24 protein-coding genes are annotated in these 20,278 nt (G+C 65.6%); 11 read left to right on the top strand and 13 right to left on the bottom strand.

Annotated elements, in window-relative coordinates; translation table 11 throughout:
* Position 1 precedes the first annotated feature (1 nt).
* The 6 genes from AWC08_RS23505 to AWC08_RS23485 all read right to left on the bottom strand — a co-directional run bounded on the left by AWC08_RS23505 (position 2) and on the right by AWC08_RS23485 (position 4,427).
* Positions 2-703 carry a WXG100-like domain-containing protein gene (locus AWC08_RS23505; protein ID WP_142283758.1) on the bottom strand — a complete coding sequence of 234 codons (702 nt, stop codon included), beginning with the start codon at positions 701-703 and terminating at the stop codon, positions 2-4.
* Between the two features lie 9 nt (positions 704-712).
* Positions 713-1,156, bottom strand: a complete 444-nt coding sequence (locus AWC08_RS35760; RefSeq protein WP_142283757.1) for a hypothetical protein — start codon at positions 1,154-1,156, stop codon at positions 713-715.
* A gap of 216 nt (positions 1,157-1,372) precedes the next feature.
* Positions 1,373-1,642 carry a hypothetical protein gene (locus AWC08_RS23500; protein WP_142283756.1) on the bottom strand — a complete coding sequence of 90 codons (270 nt, stop codon included), beginning with the start codon at positions 1,640-1,642 and terminating at the stop codon, positions 1,373-1,375.
* A 389-nt stretch (positions 1,643-2,031) separates the two neighbouring features.
* Positions 2,032-3,129, bottom strand: coding sequence for a DUF6036 family nucleotidyltransferase (locus AWC08_RS23495; protein ID WP_069432795.1), 1,098 nt, complete (start codon positions 3,127-3,129; stop codon positions 2,032-2,034).
* A gap of 42 nt (positions 3,130-3,171) precedes the next feature.
* A complete protein-coding gene (locus AWC08_RS23490; RefSeq protein ID WP_142283755.1) occupies positions 3,172-3,873 on the bottom strand; it encodes a hypothetical protein in 702 nt (233 codons plus the stop codon).
* A gap of 32 nt (positions 3,874-3,905) precedes the next feature.
* The gene (locus AWC08_RS23485) at positions 3,906-4,427 is read right to left on the bottom strand and encodes a helix-turn-helix domain-containing protein (RefSeq protein ID WP_042910132.1); all 522 of its coding nucleotides are present in this window, start codon (positions 4,425-4,427) and stop codon (positions 3,906-3,908) included.
* A 310-nt stretch (positions 4,428-4,737) separates the two neighbouring features.
* Between AWC08_RS23485 and AWC08_RS23480 the strand changes: the two genes are divergently transcribed.
* The 4 genes from AWC08_RS23480 to AWC08_RS23465 all read left to right on the top strand — a co-directional run bounded on the left by AWC08_RS23480 (position 4,738) and on the right by AWC08_RS23465 (position 7,325).
* Positions 4,738-5,151 (top strand): WhiB family transcriptional regulator, encoded by a 414-nt coding sequence (locus AWC08_RS23480; protein ID WP_069432794.1) that lies wholly within the window; start codon positions 4,738-4,740, stop codon positions 5,149-5,151.
* Entirely contained in the window at positions 5,148-5,468 is a 321-nt protein-coding gene (locus AWC08_RS23475; protein WP_042910128.1) for a hypothetical protein, read from the top strand. Before AWC08_RS23480 ends, AWC08_RS23475 begins: the two co-directional genes overlap by 4 nt.
* A gap of 101 nt (positions 5,469-5,569) precedes the next feature.
* The gene (locus AWC08_RS23470; RefSeq protein WP_042910171.1) at positions 5,570-5,773 is read left to right on the top strand and encodes a hypothetical protein; all 204 of its coding nucleotides are present in this window, start codon (positions 5,570-5,572) and stop codon (positions 5,771-5,773) included.
* A gap of 382 nt (positions 5,774-6,155) precedes the next feature.
* Positions 6,156-7,325, top strand: coding sequence for a helix-turn-helix domain-containing protein (locus tag AWC08_RS23465; protein WP_080691106.1), 1,170 nt, complete (start codon positions 6,156-6,158; stop codon positions 7,323-7,325).
* Between the two features lie 56 nt (positions 7,326-7,381).
* Here the strand turns inward: AWC08_RS23465 and AWC08_RS23460 are convergent, their stop codons facing one another.
* The 5 genes from AWC08_RS23460 to AWC08_RS39200 form a co-directional block, all read right to left on the bottom strand.
* Positions 7,382-7,762, bottom strand: coding sequence for a hypothetical protein (locus AWC08_RS23460; RefSeq protein ID WP_042910126.1), 381 nt, complete (start codon positions 7,760-7,762; stop codon positions 7,382-7,384).
* Positions 7,731-9,440: a PE domain-containing protein gene (locus AWC08_RS23455; protein WP_069432792.1), complete on the bottom strand. Its 1,710-nt coding sequence runs from the start codon at positions 9,438-9,440 to the stop codon at positions 7,731-7,733. Before AWC08_RS23455 ends, AWC08_RS23460 begins: the two co-directional genes overlap by 32 nt.
* Positions 9,441-9,457: 17 nt before the next feature.
* The gene (locus AWC08_RS23450; RefSeq protein WP_116672263.1) at positions 9,458-9,763 is read right to left on the bottom strand and encodes a type VII secretion target; all 306 of its coding nucleotides are present in this window, start codon (positions 9,761-9,763) and stop codon (positions 9,458-9,460) included.
* Positions 9,764-9,845: 82 nt separating this feature from the next.
* Positions 9,846-10,169, bottom strand: coding sequence for a hypothetical protein (locus AWC08_RS23445; protein WP_069432791.1), 324 nt, complete (start codon positions 10,167-10,169; stop codon positions 9,846-9,848).
* A complete protein-coding gene (locus AWC08_RS39200; protein ID WP_142283754.1) occupies positions 10,170-11,642 on the bottom strand; it encodes a DUF4226 domain-containing protein in 1,473 nt (490 codons plus the stop codon).
* Between the two features lie 658 nt (positions 11,643-12,300).
* On the opposite strand from AWC08_RS39200, the gene AWC08_RS23435 reads away from it, so the two are divergent.
* Both AWC08_RS23435 and AWC08_RS35755 read left to right on the top strand, forming a co-directional pair.
* Positions 12,301-13,128, top strand: coding sequence for a ParA family protein (locus AWC08_RS23435; protein WP_232007737.1), 828 nt, complete (start codon positions 12,301-12,303; stop codon positions 13,126-13,128).
* Positions 13,125-13,841, top strand: a complete 717-nt coding sequence (locus AWC08_RS35755) for a hypothetical protein (RefSeq protein WP_142283753.1) — start codon at positions 13,125-13,127, stop codon at positions 13,839-13,841. The genes AWC08_RS23435 and AWC08_RS35755 overlap by 4 nt, the downstream gene beginning before the upstream one ends.
* A 96-nt stretch (positions 13,842-13,937) precedes the next feature.
* Here the strand turns inward: AWC08_RS35755 and AWC08_RS23425 are convergent, their stop codons facing one another.
* Positions 13,938-15,116, bottom strand: a complete 1,179-nt coding sequence (locus AWC08_RS23425; protein ID WP_069432788.1) for a helix-turn-helix domain-containing protein — start codon at positions 15,114-15,116, stop codon at positions 13,938-13,940.
* A 202-nt stretch (positions 15,117-15,318) separates the two neighbouring features.
* Positions 15,319-15,834: a hypothetical protein gene (locus AWC08_RS23420; protein ID WP_069432787.1), complete on the bottom strand. Its 516-nt coding sequence runs from the start codon at positions 15,832-15,834 to the stop codon at positions 15,319-15,321.
* Positions 15,835-15,934: 100 nt separating this feature from the next.
* On the opposite strand from AWC08_RS23420, the gene AWC08_RS23415 reads away from it, so the two are divergent.
* The 5 genes from AWC08_RS23415 to AWC08_RS23395 form a co-directional block, all read left to right on the top strand.
* Positions 15,935-17,017, top strand: coding sequence for a tyrosine-type recombinase/integrase (locus tag AWC08_RS23415; RefSeq protein WP_069432786.1), 1,083 nt, complete (start codon positions 15,935-15,937; stop codon positions 17,015-17,017).
* The gene (locus AWC08_RS23410; protein ID WP_069432785.1) at positions 17,014-17,565 is read left to right on the top strand and encodes a MucR family transcriptional regulator; all 552 of its coding nucleotides are present in this window, start codon (positions 17,014-17,016) and stop codon (positions 17,563-17,565) included. The genes AWC08_RS23415 and AWC08_RS23410 overlap by 4 nt, the downstream gene beginning before the upstream one ends.
* Positions 17,566-17,643: 78 nt before the next feature.
* Entirely contained in the window at positions 17,644-17,892 is a 249-nt protein-coding gene (locus AWC08_RS39195) for a type II toxin-antitoxin system Phd/YefM family antitoxin (RefSeq protein WP_069432784.1), read from the top strand.
* Positions 17,889-18,269 carry a type II toxin-antitoxin system VapC family toxin gene (locus tag AWC08_RS23400; protein ID WP_054586057.1) on the top strand — a complete coding sequence of 127 codons (381 nt, stop codon included), beginning with the start codon at positions 17,889-17,891 and terminating at the stop codon, positions 18,267-18,269. The genes AWC08_RS39195 and AWC08_RS23400 overlap by 4 nt, the downstream gene beginning before the upstream one ends.
* 465 nt (positions 18,270-18,734) lie before the next feature.
* Positions 18,735-20,278, top strand: a 1,544-nt coding sequence (locus AWC08_RS23395; RefSeq protein ID WP_142283752.1) for a ParB/RepB/Spo0J family partition protein, incomplete at its 3' end; no start/stop codon positions are given.

The raw sequence follows: 20,278 nt of genomic DNA, 5'->3' as shown, positions 1-20,278 counted from the left end.
ACTATTCCCAACTCGTGACCGGTAGACCGGCCGGATCACAGAAACCTGAGGGTGCATGAAACCCGGGACGGTTCAGGGTGTCTTTGGCGACGTGTGCCCGTAGCTGTGCCCCAGCCTCTTCAATACCGGCCCGATGTGGTGCAAGGATTACCGCTATCTGCGCGATCGACTGACCGCTCATACTTTTGAGAAACGCCTGGATTTCTTGGTGGGCTTCATTGTTTTCGCGGAGCATCACTCGCTTGGTGTCTCTTACATCGCCTGCGGACCGCCCGACTAGAAAACCACCGAAGCTCCACATTTCAGCAATTTCGAACTTGTCTGACACCTCGCGGCTATAGGCGTCATACGCGCGGTCGGCACCCTCACCGGCCGTCCAATAGGTGCTGAACACTTCCTGCATCGCCCGGTGGGCCTCTGTCGCCGCCTCTTCGGTTATCCGGCCGTTCTCGCGCCACTGCTCGCCAAGCGCGGCTACCTGCGTTTCTGAATCCAGCGGCCACACCAACGGCCCGAACAACAGCGTCACAAACGCGCCCTGCGGTGGTGGATGATCACCAGCCACATGCGGAACCGACGGAACACCCGGATGCGACAACGGGTTCGACGCCGACTGGAGATGAGTCCTAAGCAGCTTCTCTACCTGCTTATTGTTCCGCTCCGCCCACCAGTCCTGGACCTCAACACCAGAAACCGTTGCCATTAAATCAATTCACCTCGGAAGACCGCATGAATCCAGCAATGTGTTGATAGCGTCGTTGGAAATATCATTCAGGCGATTCAATTCCGGCGTCGGAGTATTGCCCATCGCGGCTGTGGTCGCCTGCAGCGTGGCACTGACATAGGCTCGGGCGGCGACTGTGATCTCTGCGGGGACTGCTGGTATGAGTGCGTTTTCGACTACTGACGCGCTGTTGACGGCGCGAAGCGCAATGGGCACGTTTAGCTTGCCTTCCACGCGAAGGCCTCCTTGGCCTTCCTGACCCCGCACAGAGACATCGAAGACGTGGCAGAGGTGATCTTTGGCGGCCGCCGTCTCGGCGGCGGTAAACCGCGGTGTCGTCGTGGGCGAGCTTGGTGCCGGCGCCGAAGGCGTCGGTGAACTCAATGTAGATTGCTCGCCGCTCAGCGCGGCGTAGGTGATTGCGGCGCTCACGCCGCCAGACACGGTTACTACTACCAGCAGCGCCAGGGCAGCCCATGCCCATCGGCGAGTGTTCTGCTGCCGCGCAACGTGATGAGGGGGCCGCGGCGCGCCAGGGCCAGGTCCGGGCACCGGCGGTGGTGGCGATGGCGGAGCAGGCAGTGTCACCGAAGGCGAAGCCTCCCGTGACCACGGTGACGAAGTAGCCGTCATCTCAACCAAACCTCCCTACGTGCTCAGTGCGCCCGAGTTCGCCGCTTCGGCGGCCTGGACCGTAGCGACCGACACCTCGCGGCTCGTCATGTTGGCGGCCACCCGAACTTCGGCCTCGGCCTGGCGCACCGCTACTGATCCGCTCACCGCGCCTGTCAGGTTCATCGTGTATCCGCCGGGCTGCAGGCCGCTGCCGCTTGACCCTGGCTGCGACGCTGCAGCGGCATCGGCGTTCGACAAACCTGCCCGCGTCGCTTCCGGATCCATTTGAAAATTTCGCGCCATAGCGCCCGATTCTACGGCCCCGAACCGCCCAACACATGGGCCAACCAGCATTAATTCGGCCCGGTGGCCACCGCGCTATTTCACGCATTGAGCACTTCAGGCGGTACCCACGGAGAAAGAATCGGCGGTCAGACCTTTCTCTCGCCAGCCAAGCGTGGATCGAAGAGCCCCTTGTCGAAGACGCGGTGGTCAATCTGACCTGGTGTTGTCCCGTAGCTTCCGTCCAGCTGTCGTCGCCATGTTCCGGCTGGGTCGTGACCGCGGCTTTCAGGCCGCCGTGGCGAACACCTCGCCAGCGGTGTCGTAGACGCCGAGCTGCTCTCCGTCGGCGTACAGCAACCAGCCCACCGCAGTTTGAACGATCCGATAGCCCATAGACCGGTAGCTGCCTACGCGTCCAGTAGGTCTTCGATGAGCTGTTTGGAGCGCGCCGGGATTGCTGTGTCTGGGAAATAGCGCTCAACAATGGCCCACACTTCCGCTCGTCCTGTAATCCCCAGGTAATCGAGCAGGAAGCGGATGTCGTCGGTGTCCCGGACCGCCCGGGCAGCCAGGACTTTCATCGCCAGCAGGTGGCGAGGCGGGGTCGCCGCGACTTGCAGGTGCGGGTGGTCGAACACCAGACTGCCCTCACCCGGCTTCCGTGAGACATAGCCCGCGGCCTGATTGTTGAGCCACGTCGATGGCCAACCCTGCTCGATCGCCACTTCATGGATCGCGGCGATCATCGGACCGTCGGGAGTAAACAATCCGTCGATATCGCGTGTGGCGGTGCGGGTTTGGTCGTACGCCAGGATCATGGCGGCCCCGCCCACGATATGGACCTGGCCGACGATCCGGCGGCGCTCGAGCTTTTCCGCTAAAGCGCTCAACGCGCGGCGCAGCTCGCTGTGGTCAAACAACGGCTCGGGCATCGGGGTAACTCCGTCATGGGTGAGGTCGTGGCGGTCTAGGTATATTCCGCGCCGGCGAAACGAGGCCGGCGTCCACAACATGGCGTGGGCCCGCGCGGAGGGCAGGGGTGAAATCCACCAGGGCCCCTCGTCGACGAGGAAGCGTTCGAGCGTGCAGCTCCACAGCGGGCCTGGCGACCCGTACCGGCTGGCGAGGTGTTCGGCAATCGCAGCCAGCAGTGCGTCATAGCGGGAGTCCCCGGTTAGGGGCGGCTCCCTGCTGGTCAGTGCGAGGGCGGCCGGTCCGGATTCGTCTGCGCCGCGACTGAATTCGAAGAAAATCCGAAGCCTTGTGCGTTCGTCGGTGGCGCGAATGATCGCCTCGGCCGTTTCGGAAAGGGTGTGGGCTTGGACGGGGGGTGTCAGGTCGGTGCGGGCGCCCTGGCGGCGGGACACGCCACGCACTTCGTCGACGGGATATCCCGATACTCGGCGGATTCCCCGGTCGGACAGGATGCTGCGGGCCCGCGACGGCGTCACCTGCCAGTGGCGGGCAGCTTGGTCCGCCGTCCAGAGCTCCACAACCACCAACATACGCGCAATTTGCTCGGAAGTTAACTCCGATGGGATCGCTCGTTAGCTGACCAGCGCGGCCAAGCGTGGGTCGGAAAGTCCACTGTCTCCGAAGATTCCGTGGGCGCTCCACAGGCTCAGGGCGGGAGCCGCAGGGCCATGCAGCCGTACCGGAGCTGCCTCTTCAAAGCCGAGTGTGAGTGTCCACTGGTGTAGGTCGGGGTGGAATTCGGTGCACGAGTCGAACCAGAAACTCATCTGCCCATGGGGGACCGTACTGCAGATCAGCCGGTCGGTGGTGACAATGACGGAGCTGGTTTGGTGAAACCGCCACTGGTGCGCGGCTTTTCGCTCCGCGTTGGCTTTCCGGCGGTGGTTGATCACGCCTTGCGCCGCAAGGGCCCCGAACATGAGCGCGGGGCGGCCGGCGACGATCAGCGGAAACGGCGAATAGCGTGCGTCAGTGTCGCAGTAGCGGCTGTAGCCGATCTCGGTGCTCAATAGCGCGTGCTCGCCCGGTTCCAGGACCGGGCCGTAGACGTCGATCGGCGTGAGGGGCCGCCCGGCGCGTAGGGCGGCCGCGCAGCCGCGACTGTAGTGCCACCACTGCTCGGAGAGGGACTGCGGCCGCGGCTGCGGTGGCCGCACCCCGGCACACCCGCGTGCACGGTGCCGTTCAACATGCACGAGTGCGTCAGCCCGTCGAGTGGCCGGCAGATTCGGGGTGCCTCCGCCAGGAGGCATACCAGGGATATTGCTGCTCATGGCCGCACCGTATCGCGCTGCTCCGACACGCTTTAACCGCTGCGCAGTTCGCCCAGGATCCGGATCGCCGCGGCCCGCTCCTCATCGCCAAGCCACGGCAGCATCCACACCATCGCGTCTTCAAGCTCGCGCGCAGCGCTGGCGAACTCCGCTTCGATTGCCGCGCGAGCGGTCTCCCCCATGTCGTCGCGGTGGGTGGCGAAGGTGCGCCGCACCTTGATCAGGTGTTCGGCCACGGCGAAACGCTCGGCCGCATTAGGTGCCGGCCCTGGCCCGTTGGCCGGGGGTGCCGTGCGCGCCTCGGCCACGGTGGCAGTGGGTGGCCGTGGGCGTGGGGGGCTGCCGTCGAGAATGTCGTCGATGCTGCCCGTTTCCCACTCGATCGCGCGTTCGAGGGCTCGGCGCAATTTGTCGGTCAGCCGGCCGGCCCTGTTTTTCTCGACAGCTCGCAGAGTTTCGACAGAGGGTCCGCCTCGGGCGGTGACGTCGGCTTGGCTCAGTCCCAGCTCGTAGCGGCGCTCACGCACGGCGGTACCGAGTGTGGCCCAGGACATGGGCGATATTTTGCCCGATTTCCCGGTAAATAACTGCATCCCCGCCGCCGTTTGGCTCGTGGGGTGAGCAATCTGCTGCCCGGCGTCCGCAGATGCGCTCATCTAGTCAACTGGCTTCTGACATGCGCCGATGGCATCGACGCCAACGCATCTGCCATGGACGTGTGGTCCTGTCATCGATCGATCCTGACATCCAGTTAGCAAAATTACGCCTAATTACCGGTAATTGTGCTAGATTACCGTCAATTCACCATCGGAGGGTGCTGGTGAAGAACCGCCGCCAGGCCGAACGCGCAGGAGGACATACCCCATGACGACGATCACCCCGAGTACCCGCGGCCCGCGGCCTTCGGATTCATCGCGGTTACGCGCCGAGGTGCGCCTATTCCACACCGACCAGGACCTGGCGTGCCGGGAGGAGCCGGAGCTGTTTTTCAACCCCAACCGCAGGTCGCGCGCGGGTGCCCGTTGCGCCGAATGCCCGTTTCGGGGTCGCTGCAGTTACAACGCGGTGGCCTCCGGTGCCAGCTACGGCGTGTGGGGTGGGATATTGCTGCCCGGTCACTACCCCCCGCAGCTCGCGCCTGTATATGCGCGGCTGATTGAGCAGTTTGAGGCGCGCCGCCGCGAGGAGATCGGTGACGTTGCCGTCGCGGCGCTGCCCGACCCGTACGAGCAGTTCGCCCAGGATTCACCGGTAGACGGCATCGCCGGTGCGGCATGACTGCCGCGGTGATTTGCCCGTTGGTGTCCAGCGTCGATGACAACGGTACGCAGCGGATCACCGTCCTTGATGCTGATGAGACGGTGGTGTGCGGGGCGTACAAGCCGCCCGGTCACACCCACTGGCGGCTGTTCATGAGTGCCGCGCTGGCCCGTGTCGGCTCGCCGGCGGCGCTGATGCCGGCCCAGCACCTTTTGACCCCCCGGCGCGCAGATGCCTGCCAATGGTTGAGGCGCATTGGGCACCTTTACGCCCATCCCGCCGAAGCGGGAACCGCCGCCACGCCTTCTCGCTACGTCACGTTTCGGCGTGAATGAGCGAGAACTGCAGGTGGGAGGCGTGCGGATATCACAAAAACATCACGAGGCCTCGGCGTGTCGGAGGCCCGCTATCAGATAGCCGTGCCATGATCGCGGCCATGGCTCAGCCGCATAAAGGTCAGCGCAAACTCATCATGTGTCGCCCCGTTGAAGAGGTCTACGAGGAAGTCAAAGCCGAAGCAGCGCAACGTGGCATCAGCATGTCTCAGCTCGTCGCCGACGTCTTGGCCTATCGCTACGACCGCGAAGACCTGGTCCGCGAACTCCACAAACACCCGGAGGTTTTGCCGCTGGCGATGTGAATCCTCACCGCGCCCGGCCGGCAGGCCTCTTCTTCGGGCCTGTGCCTGGCCGGGCAGATGCTGACAGCTGAATATTGCGGTGCGGAAACACCCCCCTTGACATGACGAAGGCCCCGCCGAAGCGGGGCCCTGTCGGAGGGTTTGAGCCGAGTTACCAGCTCGGTTCCGGGTCCGCACCCGTTGCCCCTGAAAGGGACGTGACTTGGGAGTCTCGTCTCACGGTAGCGCATGTCTGGGCCCGGTTCCAGATTTTGTCGCGTGCCGTGATCCACTTTTTTCCCCGCCGCATGCGGACAGCGCCCGTGGTGGGTATCGCGGCTGTACTGCGGCTCGCCCGCGCCGCGGTGTCATCCGCACCGCTGGTGTTGCCGAGGTGTTGGCGATGCGGCGCGGGCGGCGCCTGGCCGGCCGGGACCTGCCGTGCCCGAGCGCGTTCGTCGCCCTCAATCTCGACGACCAGGCCTACGCCGGGGTGCCGTGCTGGAGCGCCGGGCCCACCGGCTGGGCGCACATCACGGTGGCGGTGGCCTACGACCTGCACTACCACCGGGTGCGGCCGCTGATGTGCAACGGGGGCATCGCCAAACCCACCCTGATCGTGATCGCCGCGGCCATGGCCCGCTACGCCGATCGCAGCACCGGACGGGGCTGCCGGCCCACCAACGCCCAACTCGAACGCGACACCGGCTATGACGAACGCACCATCCAACGCGCCCACGAATGCCTGCGCCTGCTCGGGGTGGCCACCGAGATCCTGCGCGGGCGCCGACGCACCTATATCGAACGCATGGCGTCCTGGCGGATGGGCGATCGCCACCGCGGTTGGGCCTCGGTGTGGGCACTGCACGACAACGCCCACACCACCCGGCTTGTCCACAGCTTGTCACCCCACCTGGAACGGTCCCCACTAACTACTACACCCCCCTGTTTGGGCAAGCTGGTTACTACCCACGCGGGCGCTCACCGCGCCCGGCACCGCGGCGCTGCGCGCCGCCGAACACCAGATGAGGCCGGCCGGCGCCTGGCCGTGCGGTGGCGCGCTGATCCACACGCCCCCCCGTGGGCCCGCAGGTTCGGTGTCGGCAGTTGGGCGGCGATGCTGGCCGCGCCGGCGGCCGCCGGCTGGACACCGCGCGACCTCAACGCACTGGTCTCAGACTGGCTCGGCGCGGGCCATCGCATCCCGGACGCTCCGCCGCGACCGATCGCCCTGCTGGGCACCCTGCTCGCCTGGCACAGCGCCCACAACACCCTGGCCGACCGGCCGGCCGCACTCGACGAGGCGCGCGAAGCCCACGAACGCGTGGCCGCGCAAACACGGGCGCGCACCGCCGCACGCGAACGCGCCGAACACGCCGCGGCCCGCGCCCGCGGACAAGCCGCCGCCACCGGGCCCGGCCGCGCGCAGATCGGCCAGGAACTGGCGCGTATTCGGGCGCGGGCCGCGACCAAGCGCGCTGGGCAGGTCGCGGTCGAGATCTCGCAGTTCGAGGCCTACGTGGCGACGCGGCGCGGTATCTCCCCGCTCAGTCCGCAATACCCGATGAGATAGCTAACGCGATACCCGATGAGATAGTCGATAAGATATCCCATGGGGGTTGTTTCTTCTCATTCTTCGAGCAGTTCGCGGATCGGCGAATGCTCGGCTTCGTAGTGGTCGTGCCACGTCTCCACCAGCACCGCGCCGAGGCGTTCCGCGCCGCCGCGTAGGGCATCGGTGATCACGTCTTCGAGCTCGAGGTGGGTGTAGCGCGTCAGCGCGGTCGGGTCGATGTAGAGGTCTTCAAGGTGCCCATCGCGGTTCAAGGTCGCCTGAACGTCGTCGCCGAACGGCCCGAGTTCCTCGGAGCGGCGCTCGCAGTCGGCGTGGAACGCAGCGACGGCCGCCTGCACCATCGCGGCTTGCTTCACGAAGGCGGCGGTGTATTCGTCATCGGACATGGCGGTGTCAAAGCGATTACCCACGCGGTTTGTCCCGGCCTCGGTCATTGTCTTTATTGCGCCCTTCATAACGGTTCTTGACCGGCTCACTATTGGGTGGTGTCACCACTTTGAGTACGCGGTCTGGGTAGAGCTGTTTGTTCTGAGGCCCCCCCGACGCCCCACCGCGCCCACCCATCGGCGGCATCATCGGACCCATCGCCCCCACCGCGGGGGCCGGTCCTGCCGATGTCGCGGCTGGGGCTGCCGGTGCCGAAGCGGCCGCGGCCGGGGCGGCCGCTTCTGGGGCGGCCATTAGCGGAGCGGGCGCGCCCATCGCGCCGCCGTCACTGGCCGGCGCGGTCTCTCCGCCGCCCCCACCGCCACCATCGGCACCTGCGGGCTCACCGAGTGATTCCGGGGTTTCCGGTGGCGACTCCCCACCAGAGGGTGACCCACCGCCGGGGTGTTGGCCCAGCCCGCTCATCATCGGTGCGGCGGCCTGCTGCACGCCCTGCAACGCTTTGGCCCCCGATCCGGCCAAGCCGCCCATCACGCCTCCCAGGCCGCCGACAACCCCGCCCAGAATTCCCGGCAGCAGCTGGGGCACCGCGCCCGCCCCGGCTCCGGTCACTGTCTCCAGCAAGGGGCTACCCACAGCGGCCGGGTCGACGTCGGCCGGTGGCCAAGTCGGCCCACCACTGAGCAGGCTCTCCCCCGGCCCCGGGCCTTGCTGCACCGGCTCACGCGGGGCCGAGGCCGGCGACGGATCAGGCTTGGTCACCGGAGCACCGCCGGGACCGTTGGCCCGCTGCACATCGGGACTGCCCGCGCTGGTGCCCGGCGGCGGAATCGGCGCGCCGGGGCCAGGTCCAGGCACCGATTCGGCAAAGGTGTAACTGCTAAACCCTGCTGTCGAGGCCTGATAGAGGCCGGCCACCTTCACTTGCGCGTGCACGACCGCCTCGCGCCGCATACCTTTGGCGGCGATGTTGGCCCGCACCGCCGTGTCCAGCTCGCGCTCTCCTTCAACCACCTCCCGGTAGGTCGGAATGTCGGTGCTGGCCCGGTGAAAATTCCCTATATGCGTCGAGGCTTGCTGAGCCAATCCCCCGACATAGCGTGCGTGACCCTCATACCAGCCCTGCAGCGTACGCAGCCGAGCGGTCGCTGCAGGGGCGCTGCCCGACTCCCAGCTGGCCTCGGTCGCCACGATCGCAGCTCCCAGCTGCTCGACCGCCTGCTCAAGAGCGGCGGCCTCGACGCGCAGGCTGCGCTCCACGGCCTGCCAGGCCGCCACCCCGACCCCGCCGCGCCCGGTCTCGATGAGCCGGGCGATATCGCGCGGTGCCACCGGCACCTCCCCCGCCGGTGACGACACCCCCCCGCCGCTCAACAGAGCAGCGACAGCATCAACATCGGCGGACGGCACTGGTGTGGGTATAGGTACCGCCCCGCCACCACCAGAACCCAACGTGGCCGCCGACGCCGCCTCTTGGTCGCCATAGGCCGCGGCGCTGGACTGCAACATCACGCCGTACCGCCTGGCCACAGAGTTGGCTATCTCGGTGTAGCGGCGCGCGAGGCTGACCTGCGCACCGAACCGGGAACTGGCTGCCACCGACACATGATCGGAGGCACACGGCGCCACCTGGTCAGCGTGCGGGATGGCCGCGTGCGCGACAGCACCGGCTTGACCCGCCGCACCTGCCAGCGCCGCGGGATCCACCCGCACCGAATCCGCCACCGCGCAACCCCTTGCGGTTAAGTGCTCAGAGCACGCTGATTGTGCTCCTCAGCGTCTCGGTAGGAAGTCACGCTGCTGCGGATATGTCCCGCGACGTCCTCGCAGTAGCGGCCCAGTGCATGCCCGGCCTCGGCGCGGGCCACCAACACCTCCTGCAACGCCGCACCGACCGTCGACGAACCGATCCGCCCGAACATCGATCGCGCCCGCTCCAGTGATTCCGGGCTGGCGTCAAGCAGCTCGCGGACCCGAGGGCCCTCGCCCTCCCACCACTTCGCGTGCTCATGCCACTCGGCGAAATCCACCGACACATCATTAGCCACCGCTACCTACCTCCTGCGCTCTGAACTGCGTCTTTACCAAAGCCTAAAGGGGCCTAGGGCCCAAGGCATCAAGCGCCGACCATCAAAAATCGATCGTCAGCCGGTACTCGTCGACGTCCACCAGGCTCGGCCAGCCCGCCTGCAACGACCACTCCACGCCGGACTCCTTGCGGCTACGCTCCCGAGTCTCGGCCCGCAGCCGCATCAGCGCCAACCGGTGGAGCCGCATGATCCGATCAGCCAGCACCTCAGCCGGCCAGGACATGGCGTCGCGCTCCAGCTCGACCTGCACATCGCGGCCTGAGGGATCCCCTAACTTGACCATCAGCGCGCCATCGCGTGACCACTCCGCCACGGTCCAGTCCTGGTCACCGATCACCGCGACTCCCGCCTCCTCGAACCGCATCTAGGCACCCGCTGTCACAGTGGTCCCCGGTGAAGCCGGCGACAACGCCGCCGGTGCCGGTGCGTGCCCGGCGACCCCGCCGGCGAACCGAGTTGGGTCCTCCCATGCCATGAATTCTCCGGCAGGCAACGCGCTTTGTGGCTGAAGCTGCCCGTCAAGCCAAATTTTGCCGTTCCCCATATAGACCACTGGCTCGCGGCTCTTGCACTGCGCGACCTGGCCGGGCACCAGGTGATTGGGGTCGGCGGGCTCGGTGACCGGTGTACCCGGGGGCGGTAACTGGGCGTACGGCTTCCATGCATCGGTCGCCGAGGCCCCGTTGAGCACCGCCCGCACCACCGCGGCATGCTGTGCTGACGTCGTGGTCACCGGGGTGCCATCGGGCATCTGCACCACCAGTGACCCGTCGGCCGCCGGCGCGCTGGCCGGCGCGGCAGCCGCGGCCGCCGGTTGTACGCCCTGAGGTCCGCCCGGCCCGGCCGCCGCTGGCTCCGGCTTGCTCTCACTGTCGCCCTTCGATTTCCCGGACCCCTCCGAGTCGCTATCACCCTCACCCTCCCCATGATGCTCATCAACAAAATCCGACGGCTTTGCCCTCTCCCGACCTCGGTCATCACTGAAACCATCTCCAGCTCCCTGTCCGGCCATCGCCCCTGCCAGCGGCGCCAACGCCCCCAGCGCATCCATCGGCAACGAGCCCCCCGCACCGCCCAACGCCCCCGGGACCGAACCGAGCGCCCCCAGCGCAGGACCCAGCATTGACATCGGATCACCCATCATTCCCGGCATCCCGCCCATCCCGGCCAGCGGATCACTCACCCCACCCGCGCCGCTGCCAGCACCCGGATCAGACCCACCGCCGCCACCGCCGGCGCCGCCACCATCCGACCCACCACCGCCATCGGCTCCGCCGCCAGACCCACCACCCCCATCGGCGCCGCCTTTACGGTGCTCGCCGCTGTTGTCGCGGTACTCATTACCGAGCGCGGCCAGCAGTTCGGCCTGCTTCTTGCTGTCCACCTTCGCGCTGTTGAGCAGCCGCTGAATCTCGGCGAGATTCTGGTCCAACATCGTGTTGAACAGCGCCTGGGCTTGCGGATCGTTCCGCATCGTCGGGTCGGTCAGCATCTTCTGGTGAGCCGCCTGAATCCCGGCAACAAGCTCACTGACCCGCGCCCGCGTCTCGTCATTGGAAGCAAAGATCTTCTTCAACATCTCGGCCAACTTCTCATCGGTCGCGGCCAGCGCCCCGGTGGTCTGCTGATACGTTCCCGCCGCCTGCTGCGCTCCCTGCGGCAGACCGCCCGGACCTCCCGGAACCCCCATGTAAGGCGGCCCGCCGAACAATCCAGGCGTCAGGACAGCAGTCGCACGATCTCGTGGCGCCAACCCACTGTCGTCTCCGCCGAATAAAGCGTCGATCCCAGCACTGATCGGACTCAGAAGGTGTTCCAAGTCTTCCAAAAATCCCACGGGGACCTCCCCTAAGCGCGGTTCTACCTGCGTACTTCCTGGTGAAAAACGCTACCGCCGGGGTAGAGCCCAAAGCGACGGGCGGACCAAACGAATTTTCAAGAAGGTTCGAACTTCCAAGATGTTTGAAGCAACCACCCCCCCGGGTGGGGTCACTCAACAACGTGGCTGCCCGTGGCCCGCCGGCTTCTCAAGAGCCGATGTGCGCCGCGATAGCGCGTGAGATATCTTGCGCCAAAAGTTGGCACCCCTACGCCGACTTCCTCGCGACGACTGATAGCTTATCTTGACAAGTATCTCATGCGGTATCTCATCTATTAACGCACGCATTACCTTGCGCGTTATGCCGCACACTAGTGTGTGAGGGTACGTGCGCGTGATGTCATCCGTTACTTGATCCGTGCTGCCTTGCGAGTTGCTACGGGCAATGCCACGCGCTAAGTCACGCGATACTGTGTGACATACGCCACGCATAGTTTCACGCAGCAGCACATGCGGGCACACATGCGATACACTCTCCGGGTAGTTCACGCGTTATCTCTTCGCCGGGCGTGCGTTTGTCCTGGTCGACGTTCCCCGACCAGGACAAACCGCGGGGGAGTGCGCGGGGTTGGGGCCCAGACAAGTATCGAAGCCGGGGGAGTTGGGAGAGCGCGACGTGTCTGTCAAGGAAACCCGCAGCGAGCAGGCGTTGCAACGCATCGGTGTCAGCCCAGATCCTCAGGTAAGCGCAGTCCTTGAACAGCTCATCGTGACGGTCGCAGCACACAAAGGGGGAGTGGGCAAGACGGAGATCGCCAAAGAACTCGCCTGGCTGCTCGCCGGCGTACTTGTCGATTTCGACTGGGACCGCGGCGGCGCCAGCCGCGCCTGGGGCTACCGATACGAAACTCGCAGCAACGCGCCGCTGCTCGATGCGATGGACAACGAGCGCATCCCCCGGCCGCTCGCAGGCGGGCCATACCGCGCGGATCTCGTTCCCTCCCACCCCGACTGGGGCAACAACCAGCCCAATGACGACTACGTGACGACCCAACTCGAAAAGTGGTCGGCGCAGTGGCGCCGCCCCCTGGTCATCGACACCCACCCCGGTGGGGGAGACGACGCAAACCCCAGCGCCTCCGGCGCTATCGCTGCCGCCAACGTTGTCGTCGTGCCGATCGTCCTGGAGACCCGGCCCTTAGAGGCGCTCGAAGGGATGGCAGACGAGCTCCGAGCCTTTCCTCTCCTGATCATCCCCAACATGGTCGATGCTGCACCACGCAAATTGGTTGACTGGCTCCAACGGATCAGCGAGACCTACACCGTCCCCGTTGGGCCATCGATCGGCAAATACGGTTGGCTCTCCCGTCGCACCCTGCGCATGGCTGTCGCCGCACGCACCCCCGTACCCGCGAAGAACCGGCATTTCGTCGACGAGATCACCAGTGTGGCGCGAGCCGTCATCAACTACGCCAACACAGCCCAGAAGGAAGCAGCACAATGAATGACAACCTCAGCGGCGGCATCCACCAGCTCCACGAGCGGCGTGCGCGCCGAACTCGCCAGGCCCCCCAACCACGGCACCCCAAACTGGCCTCCGACACCGCCATAACAGCACCCTCCGACAACGACGACACACCACCAGCAAGCGACGACAATGCAGCGGCAGACGTTAACCCTCCTGCTGCACCCACGAATCCTCCTGCTGCACCCGCGCCACCGCCGCCACCCACCGCTACGCCACCGGTCCAGATCGCCGCAGGCACACCCAACACCGCCAACGCACTACCTGATCTGCATGTCGACGCGGCCGACCCCGCCGCCCACATCGTGTCTCCGACCGTACTTAGCATCCCGGCTTCGATCATCAAGCGATTCGAACGCGCCCGCGCAGACTCCCCGAGCCACACCGCCCTGGTCCTCGACGCCCTCCGCGCTCAAGTCCACGACCTGCCCGCCCTCATCCTCAACCGCAGACCCGGCCCCAAGCCAGGAGACCTCTTCCCTTACCGAGACACCCCCGGCCGAACCGCAACCGACACACCCATGCCGCTGAGAATCAGACCCACCAAAGGCGAACTGAACATCATGAAACAGCTCACCGACTGGTCCAGCGCACAGATAGCCCACCAACGACCCGGAACCCGCCACACCAATAGGTCGGAAATGGTTGCCGCGGCGCTCGACGCATTTCTCCCGCAAGGCCGCCGCAAATGATCGCAAATCCCCAAAGCTAGTGCCCCGCAACGTAACCCTGGCCGGACATCACCTGTGGTGACCCGCGCTAATCGAAATCGCAAGCCTGCCTGAGCATTAGCCGAGCCGATCTAGGGGAGTGCCGGCCAGCATAGCTGGCGTGGGTGTCTGTGCCATTGCTGTCTCGATGGCCGCCTCGATCGCCGTGCGCGGCAACGGGGGCGGTCCGTGACGGTCGAACTCGCCGTCCGCAAACACATTCGGGGCGGGGGAGACAGTGACGATAATCGGCACCGACAACTCAAGCGCCGCCAGCTGCATCACAATGGCCTCGGTCAACTGTTCTGCGTAATCACGGTATTCTCGCCGCCGCAGCTCATCGAGCGCGTCCTGCAGAGCCGAGATCTCATCCATGGCTTGCTCGTAGGCGATTTCACCGGGCGTGGGGTCGCGATAAGCCTGCGCCTCTGCTTGGAGTTCGGTCAGCAGCGCGATGTCAGCTTCAGTTCCCCATCCCGCGGTTGCGCGGATGACCAAATACCCGTTGTCATCGACCTCAGCCCAGTCGACCCCGGCGATGCGAGGATCCTCAGCAGAGAACGGGCCGGGCGGAAGATCGGTGGGCTCGGGGACCGCATCGGCGCGGTCGGACAATTCCAGGGATGCGCTGTCGTAGTCGAGGTCGCTGGAATCGCCCAGATGACTCAAGATGCTTTCCGTCCACATGTCGATCACCACCGGCTCGGTGCGATGCCGTAGCAAGTCCTTATCGTCAAAGACGGTCGATGCCAAGGTCCGACGCACCATTTCGGCTTCCCACGAACCCGGCCGACCCGCAAGCGCTTCCTCGATACTTCCCACGTTCGCGGCCGCGCCGGCCAGGGCAAGAGTCACAAACTCGGCCCAGTCGATCGGGACCGTGGCACGCGGATCCGGATCAGCTTCCCACTGGCCTGAGTCCGTGCGCCGCGACAACTGATTGGTCAGCCGAGTCGCCTCAGTCAAGACGCCGATGGCATCATGGAGCACCTCGCTGTACGGCCGCGGCTCAGTGGCTGAGGCATCGAGGTACCCCGTATCGAATAGCGCGGCCGATAGGACCTCCCGATACGGCCGACCGATAATACGCGCAGCAGCAACCAGATTCGTGCGCTCCGGCAGCCGGCGCACCCCTTTGGTACGCCACTTACGCAAATTCTCTCGCGAAACGCCGAGACGGCGAGCTAGCTCGGCCTCACTGACTCCATGCGTATTCCGGTAGCGGTCTATCAGCTCTACAAGCCGCGAAGGTGCCATGCCAACCATCCTCCGCGAAAGACCCAACCGCGTCAACTATGACTTGGCATATATGCCAACCCATAGTTGACATGGAAGTAGTCGCGCGCCATTGGTCCATTAGTGGTCATGAGATACGTCATCCGATATCTCAGAAGTTATTGCAGCATCGCAAATTGCAAGGCGCACACCAAACTCCGCTTTCCCGAACCGCGACCTCCGGCTACGGGCCGGCGCCACTGGCGACCTCGATGTCGAAGCATTTCGATGCATCTTCGGAAAGGGGCTTAGCGATCGAAAGCAACCCCTCAGGGAACTTCGCTGGCAGTGCGCCCCACATCTGCACATCCCGGCCACCTCGCTCGCTGCGCTCGCGATCCAAGCGGTTTTCCCACCGGTATCGATCGATCGCAGCAAGCGCCCGTTGCCGCGCCACACCCATCTCAGCAGGACCCGAGAAACAATGCACGCCCGCGTGCAGGAGATCGGCTTCTACCAGATCGCGGTCCGACGGTGGCGATGAGGCAGAAGCGCGGTGCCGTTCCATGGCCTGGCTAATGGCAAGGCTGCACAGGAACAACACAACCACTCCCAGCACCACTGAGATAACGATCAGCTGGTCCACGTCCTTGCGTAACGAGGCCATCTCTGGGGCCACCTCGGCCCGCTTCCGCTGGCCGCTGTTCTCAATCTCATCATCGGCCGCCCAGGGACCATCATCATCGTTGTCATCGTCCATGGTCCTCACCATCGCACGAGGGAGCGACACCGGCGCGATTTCGGTACCCAATCCGCAGCCTCTATGCTCTTTCATGCATAACAGTTATTATGCATGAACCATGTCACCCGCCGAACCGCTCTCGCCCGGTCCGCCGGCGCGCACTGACGCAGACCGCCCGGAATGGTTTCGTGCGTTTCTGGCCGATCGGAGCACCCGCAAGCCCTCACCGCACACCGTGGATGCGTATCGGCGTGACTTCGATGCGATCGCTGCCGTGCTGGCCGGCGGACCCGAACACCTAGCCGCGCTCGAGCCCGCGGCGATCACCAAAGACGCGATGCGCCAAGCCTTCGCGATCTTCGCTGCCTCCCGTGAGGCGGCGTCCATCCGCCGCTGCTGGTCAACCTGGAACACGCTATGTAGCTACCTGTTTACTGCCGAACTCCTTGGTGCCAACCCGATGCAGTTTGTCGGAAGACCTAAGGTCGCCAAAAATCTGCCGAAGTCACTTCCCGCTGCGGCCGCCAGGGCCCTCGTCGACGCCGTCGGAGACCAGAGTGACGCGAAACTGCGCAACGAATGGCCCGAACGCGACCGCGCCATCATCTTGACCACCCTGCTTTCCGGCCTGCGCGCTGGCGAATTGCGTGCCGCCAACATTGGCGATGTCCGGCTTACCGAGCACGGCGGGGTGATCCACGTGCGCGGCAAGGGCAATAAGGACCGCGCCATCCCGATCGAGGCGACCCTGATCGACGTTCTCAGTGATTACCTGGCCAGTCGCGGCACTCGGTTCCCCGCCACCGTCCAGCGTCGCCAGGCCGGCGACGTTCCGGTTCTGCGCTGGTGGCCCACCGGAGCGCCGCTGTTTGTCGGTGTCGATGGACAGCGAATCACCCGCGGGGCACTGCAATACCGGGTCCTGCGCGCGTTCAGATTGGCCGGCCCGGACGCCCACCGCAATCCCGGCGCCCTCGTGCACGCCCTGCGACACACCTACGCCACTGAACTGGCCAACACCAACATCAGCGTTTACAGCCTGATGAAACTCCTCGGCCACGAATCACTGGCCACCTCCCAGCGCTACGTGAACGCCGCCGGAACCGAAACCCGCTCCGCCGCAGCGCAAAACCCGCTCTACCATCTTGCCGGCGGCGGCAAGCAACCCCTTCCCCAGCGTGGGCCGGCGGCACCGCTATGAGAGTCGGCGATCGCGATGGCCACGGGTTCTACGGACAACTCTCCATTGCCGTCGATGGCCGTCTGCTATGCCACGAGTGTGGTCGCACGTACCTGCATTTGGGAACCCACGCCCAGCGGGCGCACGGCTTGTCCAGTGCCCAGTACCGTGCCGCCCACGGCCTGGAATTGACGGCGGTCCTGCTGGCTCCGGGCGTACGACAGAAGATGTCGCAGGCGTGGGAGCAGCACCGCGACGAACACGTCGCGAACCTGGACAAGTCGCGGAATCCGGACCGAGCACGCGCCCATATGCGGCCCAGGTCTCAATGGCCGGCGGCGACGAGGGTTCGTCGGGCCGCAGCGCTGTCGGCCAAGCGCGGCAGATTGCTCACCGATGCTGAGATGCGGCGGCTCGGCGACGACCTGCCGCTGCAACAGTGGTGCGAGCAAGTGCGCACTCTGCTCGCCGCCGACCCCACTGTCACGGCGTTGTCGATCAGTCGTAGCTTCGATCGCTCGGAGTCCTGGATCTATCAGCGGCTACGCCGCTATCCACCGCACAACTAGTGGCCCGCGCGCCGCTCCCGAGAGTTAGGCACCGACCTCTCCATCACCTTATGGTAGCACTTGTGCTACCATAAGGTGATGGAGACTGTGGGGCTGCGTGAATTGCGCCAACATGCTTCCGATCTCGTCAGACGCGCAGAGGGTGGTGAGGAGATCGCGATCACCGTTTCTGGCCGGCCGGGCGCCAGGTTAGTTCCCGCGAAACCGCGCAGATGGCGGCGGTGGTCCGACGTGGCCGAGCTGTTCGCAGGGCCCGCTGACCCGGCATGGGATGCCGACCGCGACGAGATCGCCCACGATGTGTGCGACCCGTGGTTAGTGCGGTGAAGGCGCTGCTTGACACCAGTGTGGTGATCGCGACGAACGTGGCACCGCTAGATGGCGATCTCGCCATCAGCGCAGTGACGTTAGCTGAGTTGCATTTCGGCGTTCTTATCGCCAAAGACCGCACCGTGCGCGGTGAACGGTTACGACGACTTCTCCTGGTTCAGCGCGAATTCGACGCGTTGCCACTCGACGAGGATGTGGCCGCGAGTTACGGCAACATCGCTGCAGCGGTTATCGATGCTGGGCGTCAGCCGCGCGCGCGATCGATGGATCTGCTGATCGCCGCGACTGCTCACGCCCACTCGGCGAGGCTCTACACGCGCAATATCAGCGATTTCCACGGACTTGACGACCTGCTTGAGGTTGTTGCGGTCTAGTTGCAGCGTTACTTGCCCGCCCATCCGGGATCCGGTCGGCAGGTTAGCTTAGCGGCCGTCGGGTTCCGCAGGCGCAATGACCGGTCCCGACGAGGACCTGGTGGGCGCCTAGCTGGGCCGCCCGGCACACCGGACAGTGAGTGGTCCGGCTTTCTTCCCAGCCGCGCCGTGTGTGCCGAAGGCGCATTCCACTGATATTAGAGACCGGCGCTGTAGCCGTGACGTGTTTGCCTTCTGGCCTTCGATTATGGCCGGCGGTCCGCTTCGCGCAAGGCCACGGCCTCCGCTGCGCTACGGGCACAAGGCTCGCAAAGTCTCGCGCGCTGCTCGCAGGCTCGCACCTTCGACACTTTGCGCCCGGACCTTGCACTCTCGCGGAGCTGTTGCCGGCCCAAATCTTGGCTGCCAGAAGGCAAAAAAGCGGGCGGCGCGCAAGCGGCGCTGACAACCGAGAAAGGTTCCGTCATGACCGACACCATCACCACCGAGGCCGAGCAGAACACCGGTGAGCACCCCGCGCTGGGTGTCATCGAGCACATCGACCCGAAAAGCCTGGTCCTGGACACCAACGTCCGCGACGAGGCCACCCTCGGCGCGCAGTTCGTGGCCAGCATCAAAGAGCACGGGGTGCTCACGCCGATTGCCGCCGTGCGCGATCGCGACGGCCAGCTGCGGGTGCGTTGCGGGCAGCGCCGCACCCTGGCAGCACGGGAAGCCGGACTGGCGAGCGTACCGGTCTATGTCCGTACCGCAACCGCCGGTGAGGACGACAAAGCCCAACTCGTGGAACGGGTTTCGGAGCAGATCGTGGAGAACGACCAGCGCGCGCAGCTCACCGAGCTTCAGCGCACCCGTGGCATCCAGCAGATGATCGACGCCGGGGTGTCGATCACCAGGGTTGCCAAGAAGTTGTCGGTCGGCAAGGACACCGTGAAGGCAGCGGCGGCGGCGGCGAAGTCCGAGGCGGCGATGCAGGGGTTGGCTGAGGGGCAGCTGAGCTTGAGCGAGGCGGCGGCGCTCACCGAGTTCGAGGACTTGCCCGGTGCGATCAACCGGCTGATGCAGGTGGCGGGCACGCGCAGTTTTGAGCACGTCGTGGCCCAACTGCGCCAGGAACGCGCCGCCGCCGAGGCCGAAGCGGCGGCGGCCCAGCCCTACGTGGAGCGGGGGTTCACCTGGCTACAGCAGCGCCCGGACGCCTCAGATCCTGGCTGCATCGCCGTGCGCCACCTGCTCACCGCAGACGGTGCCGAGGCCGATGAGCAGGCGGTGACCGACCCGGCCCAGTGGGCGGTGCTGTTGTACGAAACCGAGATCGTGGTTGATGCCGAGACCGGCGAGGCCGTCGATGAGGACGACGTGGATTGGGACACCCAGGACCAGCCCGAGGCCAGCCCCGCCGAGGGATTGCGCCACGCCGACACCGTCACCGATGCCACCAGATACGTCGCGCACTACTTCTGCCTGGACTTCCGCGCCGCAGGTCTGACACCGGAGCCGTGGTTCGCCCGGCGCGCCGGACTGGCCGAGGACACCAGCAGCGGTGAGGGGGCAGTGGACCTCGACGCCGATGCCGCCCAGGCGCGCCGTGAGCGGATCCAAGCCGAGCGGGCCGAGGCCGACAAGCGGGAACGCCGCAAGGTGTTGGCGCTGAACAAGCTCGGTGATGCCGCGATGGGTGTGCGCAGGGATTTCCTGACCAAGCTGCTGGCGCGCAAGACCCCACCCAAGGGTGCGGCGATCTTCGTCGCCACCTGCCTGGCTGGCGACCCGTACCTGCTGACTCACCACAATGCGGTGGAGACGACCGCCGCGCTGCTCGGCATCGAGCGCACCGCCGTGGCCAAGCAGGCCAGCGACCTCGGTGCAGGCGGTGACAATCGTGCCCAGGTGATCACATTGGCACTGGTGTTGGGAGCGCTGGAATCAGCGTTATGTGGCGTATCTGGATCTGTTCATTGTTCGGACGTGTTACCCCTTCGGATCAGTCAGCGTCAGGGATGCCGGTA

This window comes from Mycobacterium gordonae, assembly GCF_002101675.1.
Taxonomy (GTDB): Bacteria; Actinomycetota; Actinomycetes; order Mycobacteriales; family Mycobacteriaceae; genus Mycobacterium; species Mycobacterium gordonae.
Note: the sequence above shows the minus strand (reverse complement) of the source record. Positions and strands in the feature narration are given on the sequence as shown.

Bases quoted from the DNA above. Each gene is read 5' to 3' on its own strand.
- AWC08_RS35755 (WP_142283753.1), top strand. From the start codon at position 13,125: ATGAATGACAACCTCAGCGGCGGCATCCACCAGCTCCACGAGCGGCGT.
- AWC08_RS23470 (WP_042910171.1), top strand. From the start codon at position 5,570: ATGGCTCAGCCGCATAAAGGTCAGCGCAAACTCATCATGTGTCGCCCC.
- AWC08_RS23475 (WP_042910128.1), top strand. From the start codon at position 5,148: ATGACTGCCGCGGTGATTTGCCCGTTGGTGTCCAGCGTCGATGACAAC.
- AWC08_RS23485 (WP_042910132.1), bottom strand. From the start codon at position 4,427: ATGTCCTGGGCCACACTCGGTACCGCCGTGCGTGAGCGCCGCTACGAG.
- AWC08_RS39195 (WP_069432784.1), top strand. From the start codon at position 17,644: ATGGAGACTGTGGGGCTGCGTGAATTGCGCCAACATGCTTCCGATCTC.
- AWC08_RS23420 (WP_069432787.1), bottom strand. From the start codon at position 15,834: ATGGACGATGACAACGATGATGATGGTCCCTGGGCGGCCGATGATGAG.
- AWC08_RS23465 (WP_080691106.1), top strand. From the start codon at position 6,156: ATGCGGCGCGGGCGGCGCCTGGCCGGCCGGGACCTGCCGTGCCCGAGC.
- AWC08_RS23415 (WP_069432786.1), top strand. From the start codon at position 15,935: ATGTCACCCGCCGAACCGCTCTCGCCCGGTCCGCCGGCGCGCACTGAC.
- AWC08_RS23505 (WP_142283758.1), bottom strand. From the start codon at position 703: ATGGCAACGGTTTCTGGTGTTGAGGTCCAGGACTGGTGGGCGGAGCGG.
- AWC08_RS23425 (WP_069432788.1), bottom strand. From the start codon at position 15,116: ATGGCACCTTCGCGGCTTGTAGAGCTGATAGACCGCTACCGGAATACG.
- AWC08_RS23495 (WP_069432795.1), bottom strand. From the start codon at position 3,129: ATGTTGGTGGTTGTGGAGCTCTGGACGGCGGACCAAGCTGCCCGCCAC.
- AWC08_RS23500 (WP_142283756.1), bottom strand. From the start codon at position 1,642: ATGGCGCGAAATTTTCAAATGGATCCGGAAGCGACGCGGGCAGGTTTG.
- AWC08_RS23445 (WP_069432791.1), bottom strand. From the start codon at position 10,169: ATGCGGTTCGAGGAGGCGGGAGTCGCGGTGATCGGTGACCAGGACTGG.
- AWC08_RS23490 (WP_142283755.1), bottom strand. From the start codon at position 3,873: ATGAGCAGCAATATCCCTGGTATGCCTCCTGGCGGAGGCACCCCGAAT.
- AWC08_RS23460 (WP_042910126.1), bottom strand. From the start codon at position 7,762: ATGACCGAGGCCGGGACAAACCGCGTGGGTAATCGCTTTGACACCGCC.
- AWC08_RS23410 (WP_069432785.1), top strand. From the start codon at position 17,014: ATGAGAGTCGGCGATCGCGATGGCCACGGGTTCTACGGACAACTCTCC.
- AWC08_RS23480 (WP_069432794.1), top strand. From the start codon at position 4,738: ATGACGACGATCACCCCGAGTACCCGCGGCCCGCGGCCTTCGGATTCA.